Consider the following 21,081-nt stretch of genomic DNA (forward strand, 5'->3'; position numbering starts at 1 on the left):
AAGTTCAGTTTCGCCGGACCAGGTGATGCGGCGATGCTCCTACGCCGACTGACGCCGGCGCAGCACCTCCAGTGCCTTGTCGGCGTGGGTGTCCATGCTGAACTCGCTGGCGATCACCTCGAGCACGGTGCGGTCGGTGTCGATGACGAACGTCGTCCGCTTGACCGGCATCAGCTTGCCGAGCAGGCCCCGCTTGACCCCGAATTGCGTGGCCACCGCACCTTCGGTATCGGACAGCAGGGGATAGTCGAACTGCTGCTGATCGGCGAACTTCGCCTGCTTGTCGACCGGATCGGCGCTGATGCCCACCCGGCCGGCGCCCACGGCGGTGAACTCGCCGGCCAGATCCCGGAAGTGGCACGCCTCCTTGGTGCACCCCGGCGTCATCGCCGCAGGGTAGAAGAACAGCACGATCGGTCCGCCGGCGAGCAGTTCGGTCAGCGTCCTCGTCGTCCCTGTCTGGTCCGGTAGTTCGAACTCCGCCACCCGATCACCACGTTTGACCTGTGTCATGGGGACAACCGTACTTCTGGGAGGATGACGGGGTGCAGACGACCGCCAACCTCTCCGTGACGACGTCGCGTGAGGATTTCCGGGCGCTGGCCGCCGAGCACCGGGTGGTTCCGGTGACTCGCAAGGTGCTCGCCGACAGCGAGACACCGCTGTCGGCGTACCGCAAGTTGGCCGCGAACCGACCGGGCACGTTCCTCCTCGAGTCGGCCGAGAACGGCAGGTCCTGGTCGCGCTGGTCGTTCATCGGGGCGGGTGCCCCGTCGGCGTTGACGGTGCGCGACGGCGAGGCGGTGTGGCTGGGTGTCACCCCGCAGGACGCGCCCGCGGGCGGTGACCCGCTGGACGCGCTGCGGACGACGCTGGCGTTGTTGGAGACCGCGGCGCTGCCGGGGCTGCCGCCGCTGTCCTCCGGGCTGGTCGGCTTCTTCGCCTACGACTTCGTGCGCCGGCTGGAGCGGTTGCCCGAGCTGACCACCGACGACCTGGGTCTGCCCGACATGCTGCTGCTGCTGGCCACCGACATCGCCGCGGTCGACCACCACGAGGGCACCATCACGTTGATCGCCAACGCCGTCAACTGGAACGGCACCGACGAACGCGTCGACTGGGCCTACGACGACGCGGTGGCCAGGCTCGACGTGATGACGACCGCGCTGGCGGCGCCGCTGACCTCGACGGTGGCGACGTTCAGCAGGCCGGCTCCGCTGCACCGCTCCCAGCGCACCGTCGAGGAATACACCGCGATCGTCGACAAGCTGGTCGGTGACATCGAGGCGGGCGAGGCGTTCCAGGTGGTGCCGTCGCAGCGCTTCGAGATGGACACCGACGCTGATCCCCTCGATGTCTACCGGATGCTGCGGGTCACCAACCCCAGCCCTTACATGTACCTGCTCAACGTTCCCGATCATGCTGGGGGACTGGACTTCTCGATCGTCGGGTCGAGCCCGGAGGCGCTCGTCACTGTCAAGGAGGGGCGTGCCACCACGCACCCGATCGCCGGCACCCGCTGGCGGGGCGATACCGAAGAGGAGGACCTGCTGCTCGAAAAGGAGCTGCTGTCCGACGAGAAGGAGCGCGCGGAGCACCTGATGCTCGTCGACCTCGGGCGCAACGATCTGGGCCGGGTCTGCACGCCCGGCACGGTGCGCGTCGAGGACTACAGCCACATCGAGCGCTACAGCCACGTCATGCACCTGGTGTCCACGGTGACGGGGCTGCTCGCCGACGGCAGATCCGCGCTTGATGCGGTGACCGCGTGCTTCCCGGCCGGGACGCTGTCGGGGGCGCCGAAGGTGCGGGCGATGGAATTGATCGAGGAGGTCGAGAAGACGCGCCGCGGCCTCTACGGCGGGGTTCTGGGGTATCTCGACTTCGCGGGCAACGCCGACTTCGCGATCGCGATCCGCACCGCGCTGATGCGCGACGGAACGGCCTACGTCCAGGCCGGCGGCGGCGTCGTCGCCGACTCCAACGGGCCGTACGAATACAACGAGGCCGCGAACAAGGCCCGTGCCGTGCTCAGCGCGATCGCGGCGGCCGAGACGCTGAGCGAGCCGTGATCCGTCTCGCGCAACTGTGCCTCGTGCTCGCCGCGGCGGGCCTGTGGGTGGCGTCGCGGCTGACGTGGGTCCAGATCAGTTCGTTCGACGGCCTGGGGCAGCCCAAGACCGCCGACCTGTCGGGTGCCACCTGGTCGACAGCCCTGATCCCGCTGGCGCTGCTGGTGGCGGCGGCCGCGGTGGCGGCGCTGGCAGTGCACGGTTGGCCGCTGCGGATCCTCGCGCTCCTGGTGGCGGCGGCCAGTGCCGGAATGGGGTACCTGGCGATCAGCCTGTGGGTCGTCGCCGACGTCGCTGTCCGTGCCGCCCAGCTGGCGGACGTGCCGGTGGCCGACCTGCTGGACACCGAGCGGCACTACGTCGGCGCCGCCCTGACGTTGGTCGCCGCGATCGTGTCGCTGACCGGTTCTGTGCTGCTCATGCGTTCGGCGACCGGGGCGCGCTCCAACGCCGCCCGCTACACCCGTCGTCCCGCGGCGGAGACCGACGCGCCCGCGGCCGCGATGTCGGAGCGGATGCTCTGGGATGCCCTCGACGAGGGCCGGGACCCGACCAACCCGGACAACAAGGGGCGGTGATCGACAGTGGCATGGTGGCGACTACCCTTCGTTAAGAATCAAGCGGCCGTCAGGGGAAGGGAAGCGACACCTATGGGTTCGGCGACGGTGCTCGACTCCATCCTCGAGGGAGTCCGTGCCGACGTTGCCGCTCGCGAAGCCGTCGTCAGCCTGGCCGAGGTCAAAGAGCAGGCCAAGCGCGCACGCAAGCCGTTGGACGTCATGGCCGCACTGCGCGCGCCCGGTATCGGGGTGATCGCCGAGGTGAAGCGGGCCAGTCCGTCACGCGGCGAGCTGGCTCCGATCGGTGACCCCGCGGAACTCGCCCGCGCCTACGAGAGCGGCGGTGCGCGCATCATCAGCGTGCTGACCGAGGAGCGCCGCTTCAGCGGGTCACTCGACGACCTGGACGCGGTGCGCTCCGCGGTGTCGATCCCGGTGCTACGCAAGGACTTTATTATCTGGCCGTACCAGATCCACGAGGCAAGGGCGCACGGCGCCGACATGCTTCTGCTGATCGTCGCGGCGCTGGAGCAGCCGGTGTTGGTGTCGCTGCTCGAGCGCACCGAATCGCTGGGCATGACCGCGCTGGTCGAGGTGCACACCGAGGAAGAGGCCGACCGGGCTCTGCAGGCCGGTGCGTCGGTGATCGGGGTGAACGCGCGCGACCTCAAGACCCTCGAGGTGGACAGGGACAGCTTCGCCCGGATCGCGCCGGGACTGCCGAGCAACGTCATCCGGATCGCGGAGTCGGGGGTGCGCGGCACTGCCGACCTGCTCGCCTACGCGGGTGCGGGCGCCGACGCGGTCCTCGTGGGTGAGGGACTGGTCACCAGCGGTGACCCCCGTAGCGCCGTCGCCGACCTGGTCACTGCCGGCACGCATCCGTCGTGCCCGAAACCCTCGCGTTAAGTGGTCAACAACCCCGGCCCCGAACTCCCGCGCGCCAGTGCGGCGGTCGCCGAACCCACCGCCCACGACCCGGACGCCCGTGGGCACTTCGGTGTGTACGGCGGACGGTATGTCCCCGAGGCGCTGATGGCCGTCATCGAAGAGGTGACCGCCGCATACGAGAAGGCGCGCGGTGACCAGACCTTCCTCGACGAGCTCGATCGCCTCCAGCGGCACTACACCGGACGGCCGTCGCCGCTCTACGAGGCCGAGCGGCTCAGCGAGCACGCTGGGGGCGCCAGGATCTTCCTGAAGCGAGAAGACCTCAACCACACCGGATCTCACAAGATCAACAATGTGCTGGGCCAGGCCCTGCTTGCCCGGCAGATGGGCAAGACCCGGGTGATCGCCGAGACGGGCGCCGGCCAGCACGGGGTGGCGACGGCCACCGCGTGCGCGCTGATGGGTCTGGAATGCGTGATCTACATGGGTGCCGTCGACACCGCGCGGCAGGCGCTCAACGTGGCCCGGATGCGGCTTCTGGGTGCGACGGTGGTGCCGGTCGAGTCGGGGTCCAAAACCCTGAAGGACGCCATCAACGAGACGTTCCGGGATTGGGTCACCAACGCCGACGACACCTACTACTGCTTCGGCACGGCGGCGGGCCCGCATCCGTTCCCGATGATGGTGCGCGATTTTCAGCGGGTCATCGGCCTCGAAGCCCGGGCTCAGATCCTGGATCAGGCGGGCCGGCTTCCCGATGCGGTGGTCGCATGTGTCGGCGGCGGCTCCAACGCCATCGGCGTGTTCCACGCCTTCATCGACGATCCCGGCGTGCGCCTGGTCGGTTACGAAGCGGCGGGCGACGGCGTCGAAACCGGTCGTCATGCAGCGACGTTCACCGGCGGATCCCCGGGGGCGTTCCAAGGGTCCTACTCGTACCTGTTGCAGGACGAGGATGGCCAGACCGTCGAATCACATTCCATCTCTGCGGGTTTGGACTATCCGGGCGTCGGCCCAGAGCACGCGCTGCTGAAGGACGTGGGCCGGGCGCGCTACGAACCGATCACCGACACCGAGGCGATGGACGCGCTGTCGCTGCTGAGCCGCGCAGAGGGGATCATCCCGGCCATCGAGTCTGCGCACGCCGTTGCGGGTGCGTTGAAGCTGGGTGTCGAGCTCGGCGCGGGTTCGATCATCCTGGTGAACCTGTCGGGCCGCGGGGACAAGGACGTCGAGACGGCAGCCAGATGGTTCGGTCTGCTCGAAGGCGGTCCGGTATGAGCAGGCTGGCAGGTCTGTTCGATTCGTGCCGCCGCGAGGACCGTTCGGCGCTGATCGGCTACCTGCCCACGGGCTTTCCCGACGTCAAGACTTCCATCTCGGCGATGACCGCGCTGGTCGAATCCGGTTGCGATCTGGTCGAGGTGGGCATCGCGTACTCCGATCCGGGCATGGATGGTCCCACCATCGCCGCGGCCACCGAAGCTGCACTGGCCGGCGGTGTGCGGGTGCGCGATACGCTCACCGCGGTGGAGGTGATCAGCAACGCCGGCGGCCGTGCCGTCGTGATGACTTATTGGAACCTGGTGTTACGCAAGGGCGTTGACGCTTTCGCGCGCGACCTGGCATCGGCCGGCGGGCTCGGGATGATCACCCCGGATCTGATTCCGGATGAGGCCGACGAATGGCTGGCCGCCTCGGAGGCGCACGACCTGGACAGGATCTTCCTCGTCGCGCCGTCGTCGACACCGCAGCGACTGGCCGAGACGGTGCAGGCGTCGCGCGGGTTCGTCTACGCGGCGTCGACCATGGGGGTCACCGGCGCGCGGGACGCGGTGTCGAACGCCGCACCTGAGCTCGTGAGCCGGGTCAGGGCGATCTCGGACATCCCGGTTGGCGTCGGACTCGGGGTGCGGTCCCGCGAGCAGGCGGCAGAGATCGGCGCCTACGCAGACGGCGTCATCGTCGGCTCGGCGCTGGTGTCCGCGCTCAAGGACGGCATCCCCGCGCTTCGGTCCTTGACCGAGGAACTCGCTGACGGGGTGCGTCAGAGGATCACTGCGTGACGACCACGGTTCTGGCATACATCCCGAGCCCTTCCCAGGGTGTCTGGGAGTTCTTCGGTGTGCCGCTGCGCGCATACGCGCTGTTCATCATCGTCGGGATCATCGCCGCGATGGTGATCGGTGATCGGCGATGGGTGGCCAGGGGCGGTGAACCCGGCGTCATCTACGACGTCGCGCTGTGGGCGGTGCCTTTCGGCCTGATCGGCGGCCGCGTCTATCACGTCCTGACCGACTGGAGCACCTATTTCGGTGATGACGGAGCCGGTTTCGCCGCCGCCCTGAGGATTTGGGACGGCGGCCTCGGCATCTGGGGTGCTGTCGCGCTGGGCGGCATCGGGGCGTGGATCGCGTGCCGGCGGCACGGGATACCGCTGCCTGCATTCGGCGATGCGATCGCGCCGGGGATCATTCTCGCGCAGGCGATCGGACGGCTCGGCAACTATTTCAACCAGGAGCTCTTCGGCAGGCCGACGACGCTGCCGTGGGGTTTGGAGATCTACGAGCGACGCAATGCCGCCGGCGTCCTGGACACACTCAACGGGGTGTCGACGGGTCAGCTGATCGAGGTTGTCCATCCGACGTTCCTGTACGAATTGCTGTGGAATCTGCTGGTTTTCGCGGTGCTGATCATCGTCGACCGCAAATTCAGGATCGGGCACGGCCGGCTGTTCGCACTGTATGTGGCGGGCTACTGCGTGGGGCGGTTCTGGATCGAGCTGATGCGCAGCGACGCCGCGACGCTGTTGGCAGGCGTTCGGGTCAATTCGTTCACGTCGACGTTCGTGTTCATCGGTGCGGTCGTGTACATCATGGTTGCGCCCAAGGGTCGCGAGGATCCGGCGACGCTCAAGGGTCGCCGAGACGCCGAGGCCGGCGAGGCAGGCGAAGTCGAGGACTTCGTCAAGGGATTGGCTGTCGGCGCGTCGACGACCGGTGTCGTCGCCGCTGCCAAGGTTGCGGGCGAGGATGACGAGAGGTCGGTCGTCGAGGCGGCTGAGGCCGAAACTCTGACGGCGGATGTCGAGGAGCCTGCTGAGTCTGGGCATGAGGTTGGCGGCCTCGGTTCGGTCGAGGGTGACGAAGCGGTCGAGGCTGCCGACGGTGCGTCGGCTGCTCACGATGCCGCCGTCATGGGCGAGGCCGACGCCAAAGCACTGGCCGCTGCGGTCGAGGTCGAGCCCGAGGCGTCCGAGGTCGAGGTCGACGAAGCCGCCGAATCCGCCGAACCGGCTGAGGGCGCTCCACCCGAGTTGGCGACCGAAGCGGGCGGTCTCGGTTCGGTCGAGGGTGACGAGGCAGTCGAGGCGGCCGAGGGAGCGTCGGTCGCTCATGACTCGGTCGTCGTGGACGAGGCTGCTGCCGCGTCGGCCCACGTCGACTCGGAGGTGACCGAGGAGCCGGAGACCGAGCCTGCGGGCCTCGGCGCGGTCGATGGCGATGAGGCGGCAGAGGCGGCCGAGGATGCGTCGGTCGCGCATGAGGTGGCAGTCGAGGGAGAGGTGGCAGCGGAGGCGCTGGCCACCGACGTCGGGGCCGAAGAAGCCGAAGCCGAAGAACCCGACGCCGAAGAGCCCGAAGCCGAAGGCGCTGATACCGATGCTGAGGGCTTGGGCTCTGTCGAGGGTGATGAGGTGGCTGAGGCCGTCGCGGATGCGCCGGAGGCGCATGAGGTGGCGGCTGAGGGTGCGTCGGTGGCCGAGGCGCTGGCTGCTGAGGTTGAAGAGCCCGGAGGCGACGACGAGGACTCCGATTCCGTTGCCGAGGAAGTCGACGACACGGAGGACGAAGCCGTCACCGGGGATGCCGATGAGTCCGAGACTGCGGAGGCTGATACCGATGCTGAGGGCCTGGGCTCTGTAGAGGGTGATGAGGTGGCTGAGGCCGTCGCGGACGCGCCGGAGGCGCATGAGGTGGCGGCTGAAGGTGCGTCGGTGGCCGAGGCGCTGGCTGCTGAGGTTGAAGAGCCCGGAGGCGACGACGAGGACTCCGATTCCGTTGCCGAGGAAGTCGACGATACTGAGGCCGCTGTCAGCGCGGATGGCGATGACTCTGAGGATGACGAGGTGGCGGCCGACGGTGCCCCGGCGGCCGAGGTACCCGCTGCAGAAGCCGAGTCCGACGAGAACGCCGCCGACAGCGGAGTCCGGCCGGAACAATCCGAGACCTCCGCCGCCAAGCCTGGTTCCGAGAGCAGCCCCGAATCTGCGTTCAGCAGCAGCGTTTTGCAGTCCGGCGGTAAGGTCCGCCAATGGTTGCGCCGCCGACGGAACCGCTGACGCGAGGTCCTCGCCCGCGGGGTGGATGTCAGCGAGGCGCACGGCGCGACGCTGTTCCCGGCATTGGGCCAGCCCACCGGTGAGGCCTCGGCCGCCACAGCAACTACCGCGGCGAGGGTGTCGTCGAAGCCGGCGATGAGGATGCCGACCCGGCGACGCACCCGCGGTCAGGACCGAGGTGCCCGCATTCAGCGGGAACGCCAGCGACGTCTCGACATCAACGCCGAACTCGAACGCCAACACCAAGCCTGGCTAGCCGCCACCTATGAGCCGCCTCCTTTCTGAGCGGTTCGTGGTCTGGCATGCTGTGGGAATGACCGAGCCCCAGTTCAGTGGCAACGAGGGAGAGGGTTCCTACCCGCCCCCGCCGCAGCAGTCGGGTTATCCGCCGCCAGGCCAGTACCCGGCGCCCGGGCAGTTTCCGCCGCCCGTGGGCCAGTACCCGCCCGCCTACTCGGATCCGATGGCGCCGTATGGCCGTCACCCCATGACCGGTGAACCGTTCTCGGAGAAGTCCAAGGTGGTCGGCGGGCTCCTTCAGCTGCTCGGGCTGCTCGGCCTGGTCGGCATCGGGCGCATCTACCTCGGCTATACCGGCCTGGGCATCGCGCAACTCGTCGTCGGGCTGATCACCTGCGGTATCGGCGCCGTCATCTGGGGGATCATCGACGCCGTTCTGATCCTCACCGACAAGGTGCGGGATCCGGACGGACGTCCCCTGCGCGATGGCACCTAACCGCACAACCAACAAGCGACTGGCCGGCGCGCTCGGTGCGGGCGCGGTGGTGGTGGGCGGGCTCGCCTACGTCGGCATCGGGAACCCGCACAGTCCGAGCTTCATTTTTCCGCCGTGTCCCTTCCAGGCCCTCACCGGCTGGAACTGTCCGGCATGCGGCGGTCTGCGGATGACCCACGACCTCCTCCACGGCGACCTGGCCGCCGCGTTCGTCGACAACGCCTTCCTCCTCATCGGCCTGCCGCTGCTGTTGACCTGGGTGCTCGTGCGCAACAAGGGCGGCAGACCGGTGCTGAACACCTCGGCGTTCGTTGTGATCATCGCCGCAGCCGTGACGTGGACGGTTGTGCGAAATCTCCCTGGGTTTCCCCTGGTCCCCACCGTTCTCGACGGGTAGCCGCCGACCTGCGCTGATACACTCGATCAACGGGCCGATGCAGTCCCTGAACAGGAATTTCAGGACTGCGGAGGCCCATGTCCATGCTGTTTTCGGCATTGCCCGAACGCCAAGGCCTGTACGACCCCGACAACGAGTCGGATTCGTGCGGTGTCGCCATGGTCGTCGACATCCAAGGTCGGCGTTCGCACTCCATCGTCGCGGACGGTCTGATCGCACTGGAGCACCTGGAACACCGCGGAGCGGCGGGAGCCGAACCCAACAGCGGTGACGGGGCAGGCATTCTCATCCAGTTGCCCGTCGACCTGCTGCGCGCGGTCGTCGACTTCGACCTCCCGGCCCCCACCGCCGAAGGCGCCAACACCTTCGCCGCCGGCATCTGCTTCCTGCCAATGGAGCCCGGCGCCCGCGCCGCCGCACGAGGGTCCGTCGCAGCCATCGCCGAAAAAGAGGGCCTGGAGGTGCTGGGCTGGCGCGACGTTCCCGTCGACCCCGACGGCGCCGAGGTGGGCACCACCGCGCTCGGTTGCATGCCCTTCATGTCCCAACTGTTCGTCGCCGCGCCCGACCGCAAGCTCGGAGGCATCGATCTCGACCGCCGCGTGTATCCGGTGCGCAAGCGTGCCGAGCGCACCGGGGTGTACTTCCCGTCGCTATCGAGCCGCACCATGGTCTACAAGGGCATGCTCACGACAATGCAGCTGCCGCAGTACTTTCCGGATGTCCGCGACGACCGCTGCGTCAGCGCCATCGCGATCGTGCACAGCCGGTTCTCGACGAACACGTTCCCGTCCTGGCCGCTGGCCCACCCGTTCCGATTCGTCGCCCACAACGGCGAGATCAACACGGTGCGAGGCAACCGCAACCGCATGCACGCCCGCGAAGCCATGCTCGGCAGCACACGGATTCCCGGTGACCTGAGCAGACTTTCGCCCATCTGCACGCCGGAGGCCTCCGACTCGGCGTCGTTCGACGAAGTGCTGGAGCTACTACATCTCGGTGGCCGCAGCCTGCCCCACGCCGTGTTGATGATGATCCCCGAGGCGTGGGAGAACAACACCACCATGGACCCCGCCGAGCGGGCGTTCTGGCAGTTCCACGCCTCGCTGATGGAGCCGTGGGACGGACCCGCCTGCGTCACCTTCACCGACGGAACCCTGGTCGGAGCGGTTCTGGACCGCAACGGATTACGGCCGGGACGCTGGTGGCGTACGATCGACGACCGGATCATCCTTGCCAGCGAGAGCGGCGTGCTCGACGTGCCCTCGGCCCAGATCGTGGCCAAGGGGCGCCTACAGCCGGGCAAGATGTTCCTGATCGACACGGCGGCGGGACGCATCGTGTCCGACGACGAGGTGAAAGAGCAGCTCGCCGGAGCCGAACCCTACGGCGAATGGCTGCACGCGGGTCTTCTCGACCTCAAGACGCTGCCCGACCGCGCGCGGGTTCAGCCCAACCACGAGTCGGTGGTCCGCCGCCAGGTCGCCTTCGGCTACACCGAGGAGGACCTGCGGATCCTCCTCACCCCGATGGCGGCCTCGGGGACCGAACCCCTGGGGTCGATGGGCACCGACACCCCTGCGGCCGTGCTGTCACAGCGGTCGAAGCTGCTGTACGACTACTTCGTCGAACTCTTCGCCCAGGTGACCAACCCGCCCCTGGACGCCATCCGCGAGGAAGTGGTGACCTCGATGTCGCGCGTCATGGGTCCCGAGCAGAACCTCCTCGAACCCACCGCGGCCTCGTGCCGCCAGATCGTGCTGCGCTGGCCGGTTCTCGACAACGACGAACTCAACAAGATCGTCCACATCAACGACGACGGCGAACAGCCCGGGCTGCGCACCGCGGTCCTGCGGGCCCTCTACGACGTCGAACGCGGCGGTGACGGACTGGCAGAAGCACTCGAGGACCTGAGGCTGCGGGCCTGCGAAGCCATCGCCAAAGGTGCACGGACACTGGTCCTCTCCGACCGCGACTCCGATCACACCAGGGCCCCGATTCCCTCGCTGCTCGCCGTGTCGGCGGTTCACCACCATCTGGTTCGCACCAAGGAACGCACCACGGTGGCTCTCGTCGTCGAAAGTGGTGACGCCCGCGAGGTCCACCACATCGCGATGCTCATCGGCTTCGGCGCCGCCGCGGTCAACCCGTACCTGGCCTTCGAGTCCATCGAGGACCTGATCCGCGAAGGCGAACTCACCGGCATCGAAGCGGCCACGGCGATGCGTAACTACCTCAACGCGCTCGGTAAGGGCGTCATGAAGGTGATGAGCAAGATGGGCATCTCCACGGTCGCCTCCTACACCGCCGCACAGGCCTTCGAGGCGGTGGGGATCGACAGGGAGGTCATCGACGAGTACTTCACCGGCACCCCCACCCAGCTGGGTGGGATCGGTCTGGACGTGATCGCCGAAGAGGTCAAGTTGCGGCACCGCCGCGCCTACCCGGAGAACCCCACCGAACGGGTGCACCGGCGTCTCGAGGTCGGCGGTGAGTACGCCTTCCGTCGGGAGGGCGAATTGCATTTGTTCACACCGGAAGTGGTCTTCCTGCTGCAGCATGCCACCCGTACCGGTCGCTACGAGGTATTCCAGAACTACTCCGACGAGGTGAACCGCCTGGCCCGCGAGGGCGGCGCACTGCGCGGACTCTTCGAGTTCAAGAAGGACCTCCGCCCTCCGGTGCCGTTGGAGGAGGTCGAGTCGGTCGAGTCCATCGTAACGAGGTTCAACACCGGGGCGATGAGCTACGGGTCGATCTCCGCCGAAGCGCACGAGACGATGGCTGTCGCGATGAACAAGCTCGGCGGCAGATCGAACAGCGGCGAAGGCGGGGAGGATGTGGACCGGCTGTACGACCCGAAGCGGCGGAGCGCCGTCAAGCAGGTCGCCTCGGGCCGTTTCGGCGTGACCAGCGACTACCTGGTGAATGCCTCCGACATCCAGATCAAGATGGCTCAGGGCGCCAAACCCGGTGAAGGCGGCCAGCTTCCGGGTTACAAGGTGTATCCCAACATCGCCAAGACGCGGCACTCGACCCCGGGCGTCGGGCTCATCTCCCCGCCGCCGCACCACGACATCTACTCGATCGAGGATCTCGCGCAACTGATCCACGACCTCAAGAACGCCAACTCCGACGCCCGCATCCACGTCAAGCTGGTGAGCTCGGTGGGCGTGGGCACCGTCGCGGCCGGGGTCTCCAAGGCGCACGCCGACGTGGTGCTCATCTCCGGCTACGACGGCGGCACCGGCGCGGCGCCGCTGACCAGCCTCAAACACGCCGGGGCGCCCTGGGAGATCGGCCTGGCCGACACCCAGCAGACGCTGGTGCTCAACGGTCTGCGCGACCGGATCACCGTCCAGTGCGACGGCGGCATGCGCACCGCCCGTGACGTGATCGTGGCGGCGCTGCTGGGCGCCGAGGAGTTCGGCTTCGCCACCGCGCCCCTGGTGGTCGCCGGTTGCATCATGATGCGGGTGTGCCATCTCGACACCTGCCCGGTGGGTGTGGCGACGCAGAACCCCGAGCTGAGGGCGCGGTTCAACGGCAAGCCCGAATTCGTCGAGAACTTCTTCCAGTTCATCGCCGAGGACATCCGCAGGTACCTGGCCGAGCTCGGTTTCCGCAGCCTCGACGAAGCAGTCGGGCACGCCGAGGTGCTCGACACCGCCACGGGGGTCGCGCACTGGAAGAGCAAGGGGCTCGACCTGACACCGATCTTCGCCGTGCCCACCGACGCCCACGGCGCGGACGTGACGCATCGCAGGCGGATGCGGGGTCAGGACCACGGCCTCGACCACGCGCTCGACCGGACCCTGATCCAGCTCGCCGAAGGTGCGTTGGAAGACGCGCACCCGGTCCGGCTGGAACTGCCGGTGCGCAATGTCAACCGCACGGTCGGAACGCTGCTGGGCAGCGAGGTGACCCGACGGTACGGGGCCCAGGGCCTGCCCGAGGACACCATCCATGTCAACCTCACCGGCTCTGCGGGCCAGTCGCTCGGTGCGTTCCTGCCCCCCGGCATCACGCTGGAACTCATCGGTGATGCCAACGACTATGTGGGCAAGGGGCTTTCGGGCGGGAAAGTGATCGTGAAGCCACAGGATGATGTGCTGTTCCTGCCCGAGGACAACGTCATCGCAGGCAACACGCTGCTCTACGGCGCGACGTCGGGTGAGGTCTACCTGCGCGGGCGGACGGGCGAACGGTTCGCCGCCCGCAATTCCGGCGCGCTTGCGGTCGTCGAGGGCGTGGGGGACCACGCCTGCGAATACATGACGGGCGGGCGCGTCGTGGTGCTCGGCAAGGTCGGCCGCAACATGGCGGCGGGCATGTCGGGCGGTATCGCGTTCGTCCTGGGCCTCGACCCCAAGCGGGTCAACACCGACATGGTGGAACTGCAGCGCCTCGACCCCGAGGACCTGGTGTGGCTGCGCGACGTCGTCGCCAGGCACGCGCACCACACCGGCAGCACAGTCGCGACATCGGTGCTCTCCGACTGGCCCAGGCGCAGCGCGCAGTTCACCAAGGTGATGCCGCGCGACTACCAACGCGTACTGCAGGCGACCCGGATGGCCAAGGCCGAGGGGCGCGACGTCGACGCAGCGATCATGGAGGCAAGCCGTGGCTGATCCACATGGATTTCTCGAGGTGCACCGGGTCGAGGCCACCAAACGTCCCGTCGACGAACGTGTCGGGGACTGGCGGGAGGTCTACGAGCAGCAGGATCCTCATCAACGGGCCGGTGAGGTCTCCCAGCAGGCCCGCCGCTGCATGGACTGCGGAATCCCGTTCTGCCACTCCGGGACTGCGGGCTGCCCGCTGGGCAACCTGATCCCGGAGTGGAACGACCTGGTCCGTCGGGGCAGGTGGGATGCGGCCAGCGACCGGCTGCACGCGACCAACAACTTCCCGGAGTTCACCGGCCGGCTGTGCCCGGCCCCCTGCGAGGCGGCGTGCGTGTTGTCGATCGCCGAGGAGCAGACCGGCGGCGCCGTGACGATCAAGCGCATCGAGCAGACGATCGCCGACCAGGCGTGGATGGACGGGATCATCGAGCCGCAGCCCGCGGCCATCTCGACCGGCAAGCGTGTCGCGGTCGTCGGCTCCGGTCCCGCGGGCCTGGCCGCAGCCCAGCAGCTCACCCGGGCAGGCCACGACGTCACGGTGTACGAGCGCGACGACCGCATCGGCGGGCTGATGCGCTACGGAATCCCGGAGTACAAGCTGGAGAAGGCCACGCTCAACCAGCGTCTGGCCCAGATGCGGGCCGAGGGAACACGTTTCGTCACCGACTGTGAGGTGGGTGTCGACCTTCCGGTCGAACAGCTGCGTGCGCAGAACGACGCGGTGGTCCTCGCGGTCGGAGCGCTGCGCGCGCGGGACAACGACGTGGAGGGACGCGACCTCAAGGGCGTGCACCTGGCGATGGAGCATCTCGTTCCCGCCAACAAGGAGTGCGAGGGCGACGGACCCAGCGAGGTCAGCGCGGCGGGCAAGCACGTCGTCATCATCGGCGGCGGCGACACCGGCGCGGACTGCCTGGGCACGGCACACCGCCAGGGTGCCGCGTCGGTGACCCAACTGGACTACAACCCCGAACCGCCGGAGTCACGAGACGACTCGCGGTCACCGTGGCCCACGTGGCCGATCGTGCTGCGCACCCGCCTGTCACCCGCCCACGCAGAGGGCGGCGACCGCCGGTACGAAGTCGCGGTGCAGCGGTTCCTCGGTGACGAGCAGGGCAACCTGCGCGCGATGGAGATCGCCGAGGTCAAGGTCGAGCGCGACGAATCGGGACGCCGGCACATCGTGCCGGTCGGCGGCTCGCTGCAGATTCCCTGTGAATTGGCCCTGCTGGCAATCGGTTTCGAGGGTGTCGAGCGCATGGCGCTGTTGGACGGCCTCGGGCTGACGCTCAACCGGCGCGGGGCCCTGCCGTGCGGGCAGGACTGGCAGACAGACACCCCAGGGGTGTTCGTCTGCGGGGACGCGCACCGGGGCGCTTCGCTGATCGTGTGGGCGATCGCGGAGGGCCGCAGCGCCGCGCATGCCGTCGACAGCTACCTGATGGGGGAGTCCGACCTCCCCGCGCCGGTCAGACCGGGTGCCCTTCCGCTGGCCGTCGTCTGAATCGATTAACGACTATGCTCGGCATCCGTGAATAGACGCGGAAAGATCGTCTGTACGCTGGGCCCCGCCACCGCCTCCGAGGAGGCTGTCAGGAAGCTGGTGGAGTCCGGGATGAACGTCGCCCGGCTGAACTTCAGCCACGGCGACTACTCCGACCACGAGGCCAACTACAAGCGGGTTCGGGCAGCGTCCGACGGAACAGGGCGCGCCGTCGGAATCCTTGCTGACCTGCAAGGACCCAAGATCCGGCTCGGCCGGTTCGCGGAGGGTCCCGTCTACTGGGCCAACGGGGAAACGGTGCGGATCACCGTCGAGGACTTCGAGGGAAACCACGACCGTGTGTCGACGACCTACAAGCGGCTCGCCCAGGACGCCTCACCGGGCAACCGGGTCCTCGTCGACGACGGAAACGTCGGTCTGGTGGTCGAGCACATCGACGGCAGTGACGTCGTCTGCACGGTCACCGAGGGCGGCAAGGTCAGCAACAACAAGGGCATGTCGCTGCCAGGGATGAACGTCTCGGCGCCGGCGCTGTCGGAGAAGGACATCGACGACCTGGAGTTCGCGCTGCGGCTCGGCGTCGACCTGGTCGCCCTGTCGTTCGTGCGCTCGCCGGCCGACGTCGAGTTGGTCCACGAGGTGATGGACCGCGTCGGCAGGCGTGTTCCCGTCATCGCGAAGCTGGAGAAGCCGGAGGCGATCGACAATCTCGAGGCCATCGTGCTCGCGTTCGACGCGATCATGGTCGCCCGTGGTGACCTCGGGGTGGAGCTTCCGCTGGAGGAAGTTCCGTTGGTGCAGAAGCGCGCCATCCAAATGGCAAGGGAGAACGCGAAACCCGTCATCGTCGCCACCCAGATGCTGGAGTCGATGATCGAGAACTCCAGGCCCACCCGCGCCGAGGCCTCCGACGTGGCCAACGCCGTGCTCGACGGCGCCGACGCGGTGATGCTTTCCGGCGAAACCTCGGTGGGCAAGTTCCCGTTCGAGACCGTCAAGACGATGGCCCGCATCATCTCGGCCGTCGAGGACAACTCGGTGGCGGCGCCGCCGTTGACCCACACACCGCGCACCAAGCGTGGCGTCATCTCCTATGCCGCCCGCGACATCGGTGAACGACTCGATGCCAAGGCGCTGGTGGCGTTCACCCAGTCCGGTGACACAGTGCGCCGGCTTGCCCGGCTGCACACGCCGCTTCCGGTCCTGGCGTTCACCGCACTGCCCGAGGTGCGCAGCCAGCTGGCGCTGACCTGGGGCACCGAGACGTTCATCGTTCCGCACATCGACACCACCGACGGAATGATCCGTCAGGTCGACCAGTCGATGCTCAACCTCGGCCGTTACAGAAGGGGCGACCTCGTGGTCATCGTCGCAGGCGCTCCGCCCGGCACAGTAGGCTCCACGAATCTGATCCATGTCCACCGCATCGGGGAGGACGACGTCTAGACGACCATAGGGAGGGGGTAGGCCTTGTCGGAGTCTGACTCCCGGTCCAGGTCGCCGCGCACCGATTTCGACGAGCTACTCGCGACACTGCACCTCGAGCGGCTCGACGACGACACCTTCACCGGCGCCCACCCCAGCAAGAACCCGGTGCGCACGTTCGGCGGCCAGATGATGGCGCAGGCGTTCGTCGCGGCCGGCCGAAGCCTCGAGATCCCGCTGCCGCCCAGCGCGTTGTCCGCGCACTTCATCGCAGGCGGCGACCCGGACCTGGACCTGGAGTTCCACGTGGTGCGGCTGCGCGACGAGCGCCGGTTCGCGAATCGACGCGTCGACGTCATGCAGAAGGGTCAGCTGCTGACGACCGCGATGGTGTCGTACCTGTCCGGTGGCCGCGGCCTCGAGCACGGCCTGCAGGCCCCGCCGCCGGACGATCCCGACACCCTGCCGCCCATCGACGACCTGCTGCGCGGGTACGAGGATGTGGTGCCGCACTTCGCCAACGCGCTGCGCCCCATCGAATGGCGCTACACCAACGATCCCGCATGGGTCATGCGCGACAAAGGTGAGCGGCTCACCAGCAACCGCGTGTGGATGAAGGCCAAGGGCCTGATGCCCGACGATCCGGTGCTGCACGGTGCCGCGCTGGTGTACTCGTCGGACACCACGGTGCTCGACTCGATCATCACCACTCATGGGCTGTCATGGGGGTACGACCGGATCTTCGCCGTGACCACCAACCATTCGGTGTGGTTTCACCGGCCGTTCCGGTTCGACGAGTGGGTGCTCTACTCGACCACGTCGCCGGTGGCGGCCGAATCCCGCGGCCTGGGGAGCGGCCACTTCTTCGACCGGTCCGGCCAGCCGCTGGCCACCGTCGTTCAGGAGGGGATCGTGAAGTACTTCCCGGGCCGGCCTACGGCGTCGGCGTGACCGTGATGGAGAACTGGTCCTCCACGCGCCGGCTGAACTCGTCGGCGCATTCCTGGACCGCTTGCTGGTCCGAACCGGCGCGGGTCACGCAGTCGACGTAGTCGGTGCCGCCGACCTCGTTGAAGCCCCACACCGCGATGGCGATCGCGGCGACGGACACCAGGATGCTCAGAACGCCCAGGACGATGCCCGCGATCGCGATGCCGCCGTTGGTGGCTTCGCCGCGCTTGACCCGGCCCCGGCCGAGGAAACCGAGAATGACCGCGACGACCCCGAGGATGATCCCGCCGAAGACGGTGAACAGGGCGATGATGGCGACGACGAGGGACGCCACACCGAGACCGTTCTTGGGCGCCGAGGCAGGCGGGGGATACCCACCGGGATAACCGCCGGGATAGCCGCCGTACTGCGGCGGCGGGGGCGGGTAGCCACCCGGGTATGCGCCGTACTGCGGAGGAGGCGGCGGTTCGCTCATGGAAGCTGAGATTACCCGCAGGGAGCCACGTTGACCGTGGTACAGACAGTTTCGTCGAGCAGTCCGTCGGGTAGGTGGTGGGTCGCCACCACCACGGTGCGTTCCGCCGAGAACAGCGCCCCGGGCGTGAGCAGGTCCACGAGCACCTGGCCGGCGTCGGAGGCGTCGAGGTGCTCGGTCGGCTCGTCGAGGAGCACGGTGGTCGCCGTCGAGACCAGCGCCCTGGCCAGCAACAGCCGCCTGCGCTGCCCCGCCGACACCGCCGCCGCGCCGCCGACGAGAATCGTGGACAAGCCCTCGGGCAGTTCGTCCAGCCAGCGGCCGAGGCCGCATCGCTGGAGCGCCCGCCGCAGTTCGTCGTCGGTGGCGTCGCCGCGGGCGACCAGGAGGTTGTCACGCACCGTGGTGGAGAACAGGTGGGCGTCCTCGGCGAAGAACACCCCTTGCGGACCCCCGGCTCCCGGCAGCAGTCCGGCGGTCTGCATCAGCAGGGTGGTCTTGCCGCAACCGCTGGGCCCGACCACGGCGATCCGGGCGCCCGGCGCCAGGTCCAGGGGCGCAACCTCGGGGCGGCGGTCGTCATCGCTCTGGCTGAGTGTCAGCAGGCGGCACGCGGCGATGCGGGCGCGGGCCAGCGTCACCGCGGCACCGGGCAGCGCCACGGTCGCCTCGAACGCCGACAGCGGCAACAGCATCAGGATCGCGACGGTGGTCGGGGCCACCGTGTTCGACAACGCGATGCCCGCGATCAGGGCGCCGAGCACGCTGACCCCCATCGCCGCGGTCGGTGCTGCCCCGGCCACCGCGGCCGGTGCGGCGGCGCGGTCGACGGCGCGTCCCCACTCGCGTTGTTCCGCACCCGCCTCGGCGATGACCGCCGACAACCTTCCGCTGACCCGCAGCTCCGGCGCGTGCTCGAGCGCGAGCATCGCCGCGGTATCCCGTCGCGAATGATGTTCGACGGCAACGGCTTCAGCTGCTGATGCGGCCCGCGCCGACACCGCTGGGGCGAGCACCCCTGCGATCAGCAGACACAGACCGAGCACTGCTGCGGCCGGGGGCGAGATGACGGCAATCACCCCGACGGCAGCCAGCCCGAGTACCGCGGCCACGCATACGGGCACGACGGCGCGCACGATGACGTCGGACAGTTCGTCGACGTTGGATCCGATGCGTGCGACGAGTTCGCCGCTGTGGCGGCGCATGACGGCGTCGACCGGTCCGGTGGTCAGCCGGGTGAAGAGCTGCTCGCGGGCGGTGCCTGCGGCCCGCAACGCGGTGTCGTGGGAGGCCAACCGTTCGCAGTAACCCAGCACCCCGCGCGCGATGCCCAGGGCACGCACCGCAACCACCGCGACGGTCAGGTGCAGCACGGGCGGCATCTCCCAGGCCCTGGTGATCAGCCACGCCGACACCGCGGCCAGCGCGAGCGCGCTGCCCAGCGACCCCGCCCCGAACGCGACGGCCATCGCCATCCGCGGTAGTCGCGGCCGCAACAGGGAGAAGGCGAAGAGAATCTCAGGGCGCGACACCGACAGCCCCCATGTCGATGACGGCATCGCCGAGCGCCAGGATCGGGTCACGGTGCCCGACGACCATCACCGTCGCCCCGTCGGCGGCCCGCTGCGCGATGGCTCGCAGCACCCGATCCTCCGTCGGACCGTCGAGGTGCGCGGTCGGTTCGTCGAAAAGCAGCACCGGCGCCGTGGACCCGAGCACCCGGGCCAGCCCGAGTCGCTGCCGCTGGCCCAGCGACAGGCCCACACCGCCGCGGCCGAGGACCGTCTGCAGACCGTCGGGGAGGCCGTCGACGACCTCGTCGAAACACGCCGCCCGGCACGCCGCGGCGAGGTCGGGCAGCGGGCCGAACAGCTCGAGGTTTTCCTGCACGGTGCCGGGGATCAGCACGGGTCGCTGAGCCAGCCACGCCACCATCGACCACCAGTGCCGCAGGTCGAGGTCGGCCACGTCGACACCGTTGACCTGTACCCGGCCTGGATTGAGGCCGAGGACTGCCTGCAGCAGCGTGGTCTTGCCGATGCCGTTGGGGCCGGTCAGCACCGTCACCCGGCCGGGTTCCGCTTCTCGGCCGTCGAGCTGTACGGTCAGCGGCCGGCTCACCCGCAGGATGCCCGACGGCGGCGGGGTGGCGGCGTCGATGAACCGAAAAGCGGCCTGCACGGCGGTCTTTCCGTCCTGCGCGGAGTGGAACGCCGCGCCGACGCGGCGCAACGGCCAGAACACCTCGGGCGCGAGCAGCAGCGCGGTGAGGCCGGCCGTCAACCCCATCTCGCCGTACACCAGGCGCATGCCGACGCTCACCGCGACCAGCGCGACGCCGAGGGTCGCGAGCAGTTCGAGCACCAGCGCGGACAGGAACGCGATCCGCATCGTGGCCATCGCCGAACGGCGATGGGCCGCACTGAGTTCGGCGATGCGCACCGCGGACCCCTGCGCCCGGCCGAGGGCGCGCAGCGTGGGAAGGCCCGCCACCAGATCGAGCAGCCGCGACTGCAGCGTCGACATGGCCGTCAGTGCCGCCGCGGACCGCTCTGCGGTGGCCAGGCCGATCAGCACCATGAAGATCGGGATCAGCGGCAGCGCGATCAGCACGATCACCGCCGACTGCCAGTCGTACAGCGCGATCACCGCGGCGGTGGCAGCAGTCAGGACCGCGGCAAGGAACAGCGACGGCAGATAGGTGGTGAAGTACAGCCGCAACCCGTCCAGCCCCCGGGTCACGACGACGGCGGCGTCGTCGCGGTGCCGGGCGAGGTCGCGCGGCGGCAGCGATGTGGCAGTCGTCAGCACCTGGTCGGTGAGATCGGCGATCACCGAGCTGGCGCCGCGCTGCGCGAGCCTGCCCTGCAGCCACTGCACCAGGGCGCGAACAGTCCACAGCACCAACAGGACTGCGATCTGGACGCGGTGGTCGTCGAACTCCCGCGAGGCGGGGTCGGTGATCACACGGGCGACGATGCCCGCGAGCACCACCGCCGAGGCGATCGTGGCGGCCGCGGTGAGCACGCCGCACATCGTGGCTGCGACCAGGAACCGGCGCATCGCCGTCGACGCCCGCCACAGTCGCGGGTCGATCGGG

The 21,081-nt window shown here is 68.7% G+C and carries 17 protein-coding genes; 13 read left to right on the plus strand and 4 right to left on the minus strand.

Features of this window, described 5'->3' with window-relative positions; all coding sequences use genetic code 11:
• Positions 1-39: 39 nt before the first annotated feature.
• Positions 40-513, minus strand: coding sequence for a peroxiredoxin (locus H7I57_RS18580; RefSeq protein WP_264025198.1), 474 nt, complete (start codon positions 511-513; stop codon positions 40-42).
• Between the two features lie 32 nt (positions 514-545).
• Here H7I57_RS18580 and H7I57_RS18585 point away from each other — a divergent pair, with 32 nt between their 5' ends.
• From H7I57_RS18585 to H7I57_RS18645, 13 genes are all read left to right on the plus strand, one after another.
• Positions 546-2,072 (plus strand): anthranilate synthase component I, encoded by a 1,527-nt coding sequence (locus H7I57_RS18585; RefSeq protein WP_264025276.1) that lies wholly within the window; start codon positions 546-548, stop codon positions 2,070-2,072.
• Positions 2,069-2,650, plus strand: coding sequence for a TIGR02234 family membrane protein (locus tag H7I57_RS18590; protein ID WP_264025199.1), 582 nt, complete (start codon positions 2,069-2,071; stop codon positions 2,648-2,650). Before H7I57_RS18585 ends, H7I57_RS18590 begins: the two co-directional genes overlap by 4 nt.
• 72 nt (positions 2,651-2,722) lie before the next feature.
• Positions 2,723-3,541, plus strand: coding sequence for an indole-3-glycerol phosphate synthase TrpC (gene trpC / locus H7I57_RS18595; protein WP_264025201.1), 819 nt, complete (start codon positions 2,723-2,725; stop codon positions 3,539-3,541).
• Positions 3,542-4,804: a tryptophan synthase subunit beta gene (trpB, locus tag H7I57_RS18600; protein ID WP_264025202.1), complete on the plus strand. Its 1,263-nt coding sequence runs from the start codon at positions 3,542-3,544 to the stop codon at positions 4,802-4,804.
• Complete coding sequence (trpA, locus tag H7I57_RS18605) at positions 4,801-5,589, plus strand: tryptophan synthase subunit alpha (RefSeq protein ID WP_275081399.1); 789 nt, start codon at positions 4,801-4,803, stop codon at positions 5,587-5,589. Before trpB ends, trpA begins: the two co-directional genes overlap by 4 nt.
• Positions 5,586-7,865 carry a prolipoprotein diacylglyceryl transferase gene (gene lgt / locus H7I57_RS18610; RefSeq protein ID WP_264025204.1) on the plus strand — a complete coding sequence of 760 codons (2,280 nt, stop codon included), beginning with the start codon at positions 5,586-5,588 and terminating at the stop codon, positions 7,863-7,865. Before trpA ends, lgt begins: the two co-directional genes overlap by 4 nt.
• A gap of 21 nt (positions 7,866-7,886) precedes the next feature.
• On the plus strand, positions 7,887-8,150 hold the full coding sequence (locus H7I57_RS18615; RefSeq protein ID WP_264025205.1) for a hypothetical protein: 264 nt from the start codon (positions 7,887-7,889) through the stop codon (positions 8,148-8,150).
• A 28-nt stretch (positions 8,151-8,178) separates the two neighbouring features.
• A complete protein-coding gene (locus H7I57_RS18620; RefSeq protein WP_264025206.1) occupies positions 8,179-8,601 on the plus strand; it encodes a TM2 domain-containing protein in 423 nt (140 codons plus the stop codon).
• Positions 8,591-8,998: a DUF2752 domain-containing protein gene (locus H7I57_RS18625; protein WP_264025208.1), complete on the plus strand. Its 408-nt coding sequence runs from the start codon at positions 8,591-8,593 to the stop codon at positions 8,996-8,998. The genes H7I57_RS18620 and H7I57_RS18625 overlap by 11 nt, the downstream gene beginning before the upstream one ends.
• Before the next feature lie 83 nt (positions 8,999-9,081).
• Positions 9,082-13,629, plus strand: coding sequence for a glutamate synthase large subunit (gene gltB / locus H7I57_RS18630; RefSeq protein WP_264025277.1), 4,548 nt, complete (start codon positions 9,082-9,084; stop codon positions 13,627-13,629).
• Complete coding sequence (locus H7I57_RS18635; RefSeq protein WP_264025209.1) at positions 13,622-15,130, plus strand: glutamate synthase subunit beta; 1,509 nt, start codon at positions 13,622-13,624, stop codon at positions 15,128-15,130. The genes gltB and H7I57_RS18635 overlap by 8 nt, the downstream gene beginning before the upstream one ends.
• 27 nt (positions 15,131-15,157) lie before the next feature.
• Entirely contained in the window at positions 15,158-16,576 is a 1,419-nt protein-coding gene (gene pyk / locus H7I57_RS18640; RefSeq protein WP_264025210.1) for a pyruvate kinase, read from the plus strand.
• 24 nt (positions 16,577-16,600) lie between these two features.
• Positions 16,601-17,506, plus strand: coding sequence for an acyl-CoA thioesterase (locus H7I57_RS18645; RefSeq protein WP_264025211.1), 906 nt, complete (start codon positions 16,601-16,603; stop codon positions 17,504-17,506).
• On the opposite strand, the gene H7I57_RS18650 is transcribed toward H7I57_RS18645, so the two are convergent.
• The 3 genes from H7I57_RS18650 to cydD are packed head-to-tail and all read right to left on the minus strand — an operon-like array spanning position 17,490 to position 21,044.
• Positions 17,490-17,981 carry a DUF4190 domain-containing protein gene (locus H7I57_RS18650; RefSeq protein WP_264025212.1) on the minus strand — a complete coding sequence of 164 codons (492 nt, stop codon included), beginning with the start codon at positions 17,979-17,981 and terminating at the stop codon, positions 17,490-17,492. The two genes, H7I57_RS18645 and H7I57_RS18650, sit on opposite strands and share 17 nt — an antisense overlap.
• 11 nt (positions 17,982-17,992) lie before the next feature.
• Positions 17,993-19,540: an ATP-binding cassette domain-containing protein gene (locus tag H7I57_RS18655; protein WP_264025278.1), complete on the minus strand. Its 1,548-nt coding sequence runs from the start codon at positions 19,538-19,540 to the stop codon at positions 17,993-17,995.
• Positions 19,500-21,044 carry a thiol reductant ABC exporter subunit CydD gene (gene cydD, locus H7I57_RS18660; RefSeq protein ID WP_264025213.1) on the minus strand — a complete coding sequence of 515 codons (1,545 nt, stop codon included), beginning with the start codon at positions 21,042-21,044 and terminating at the stop codon, positions 19,500-19,502. The genes H7I57_RS18655 and cydD overlap by 41 nt, the downstream gene beginning before the upstream one ends.
• Between the last annotated feature and the right edge of the window lie 37 nt (positions 21,045-21,081).

Source organism: Mycolicibacterium pyrenivorans (assembly GCF_025821625.1).
Lineage (GTDB): Bacteria > Actinomycetota > Actinomycetes > Mycobacteriales > Mycobacteriaceae > Mycobacterium > Mycobacterium pyrenivorans.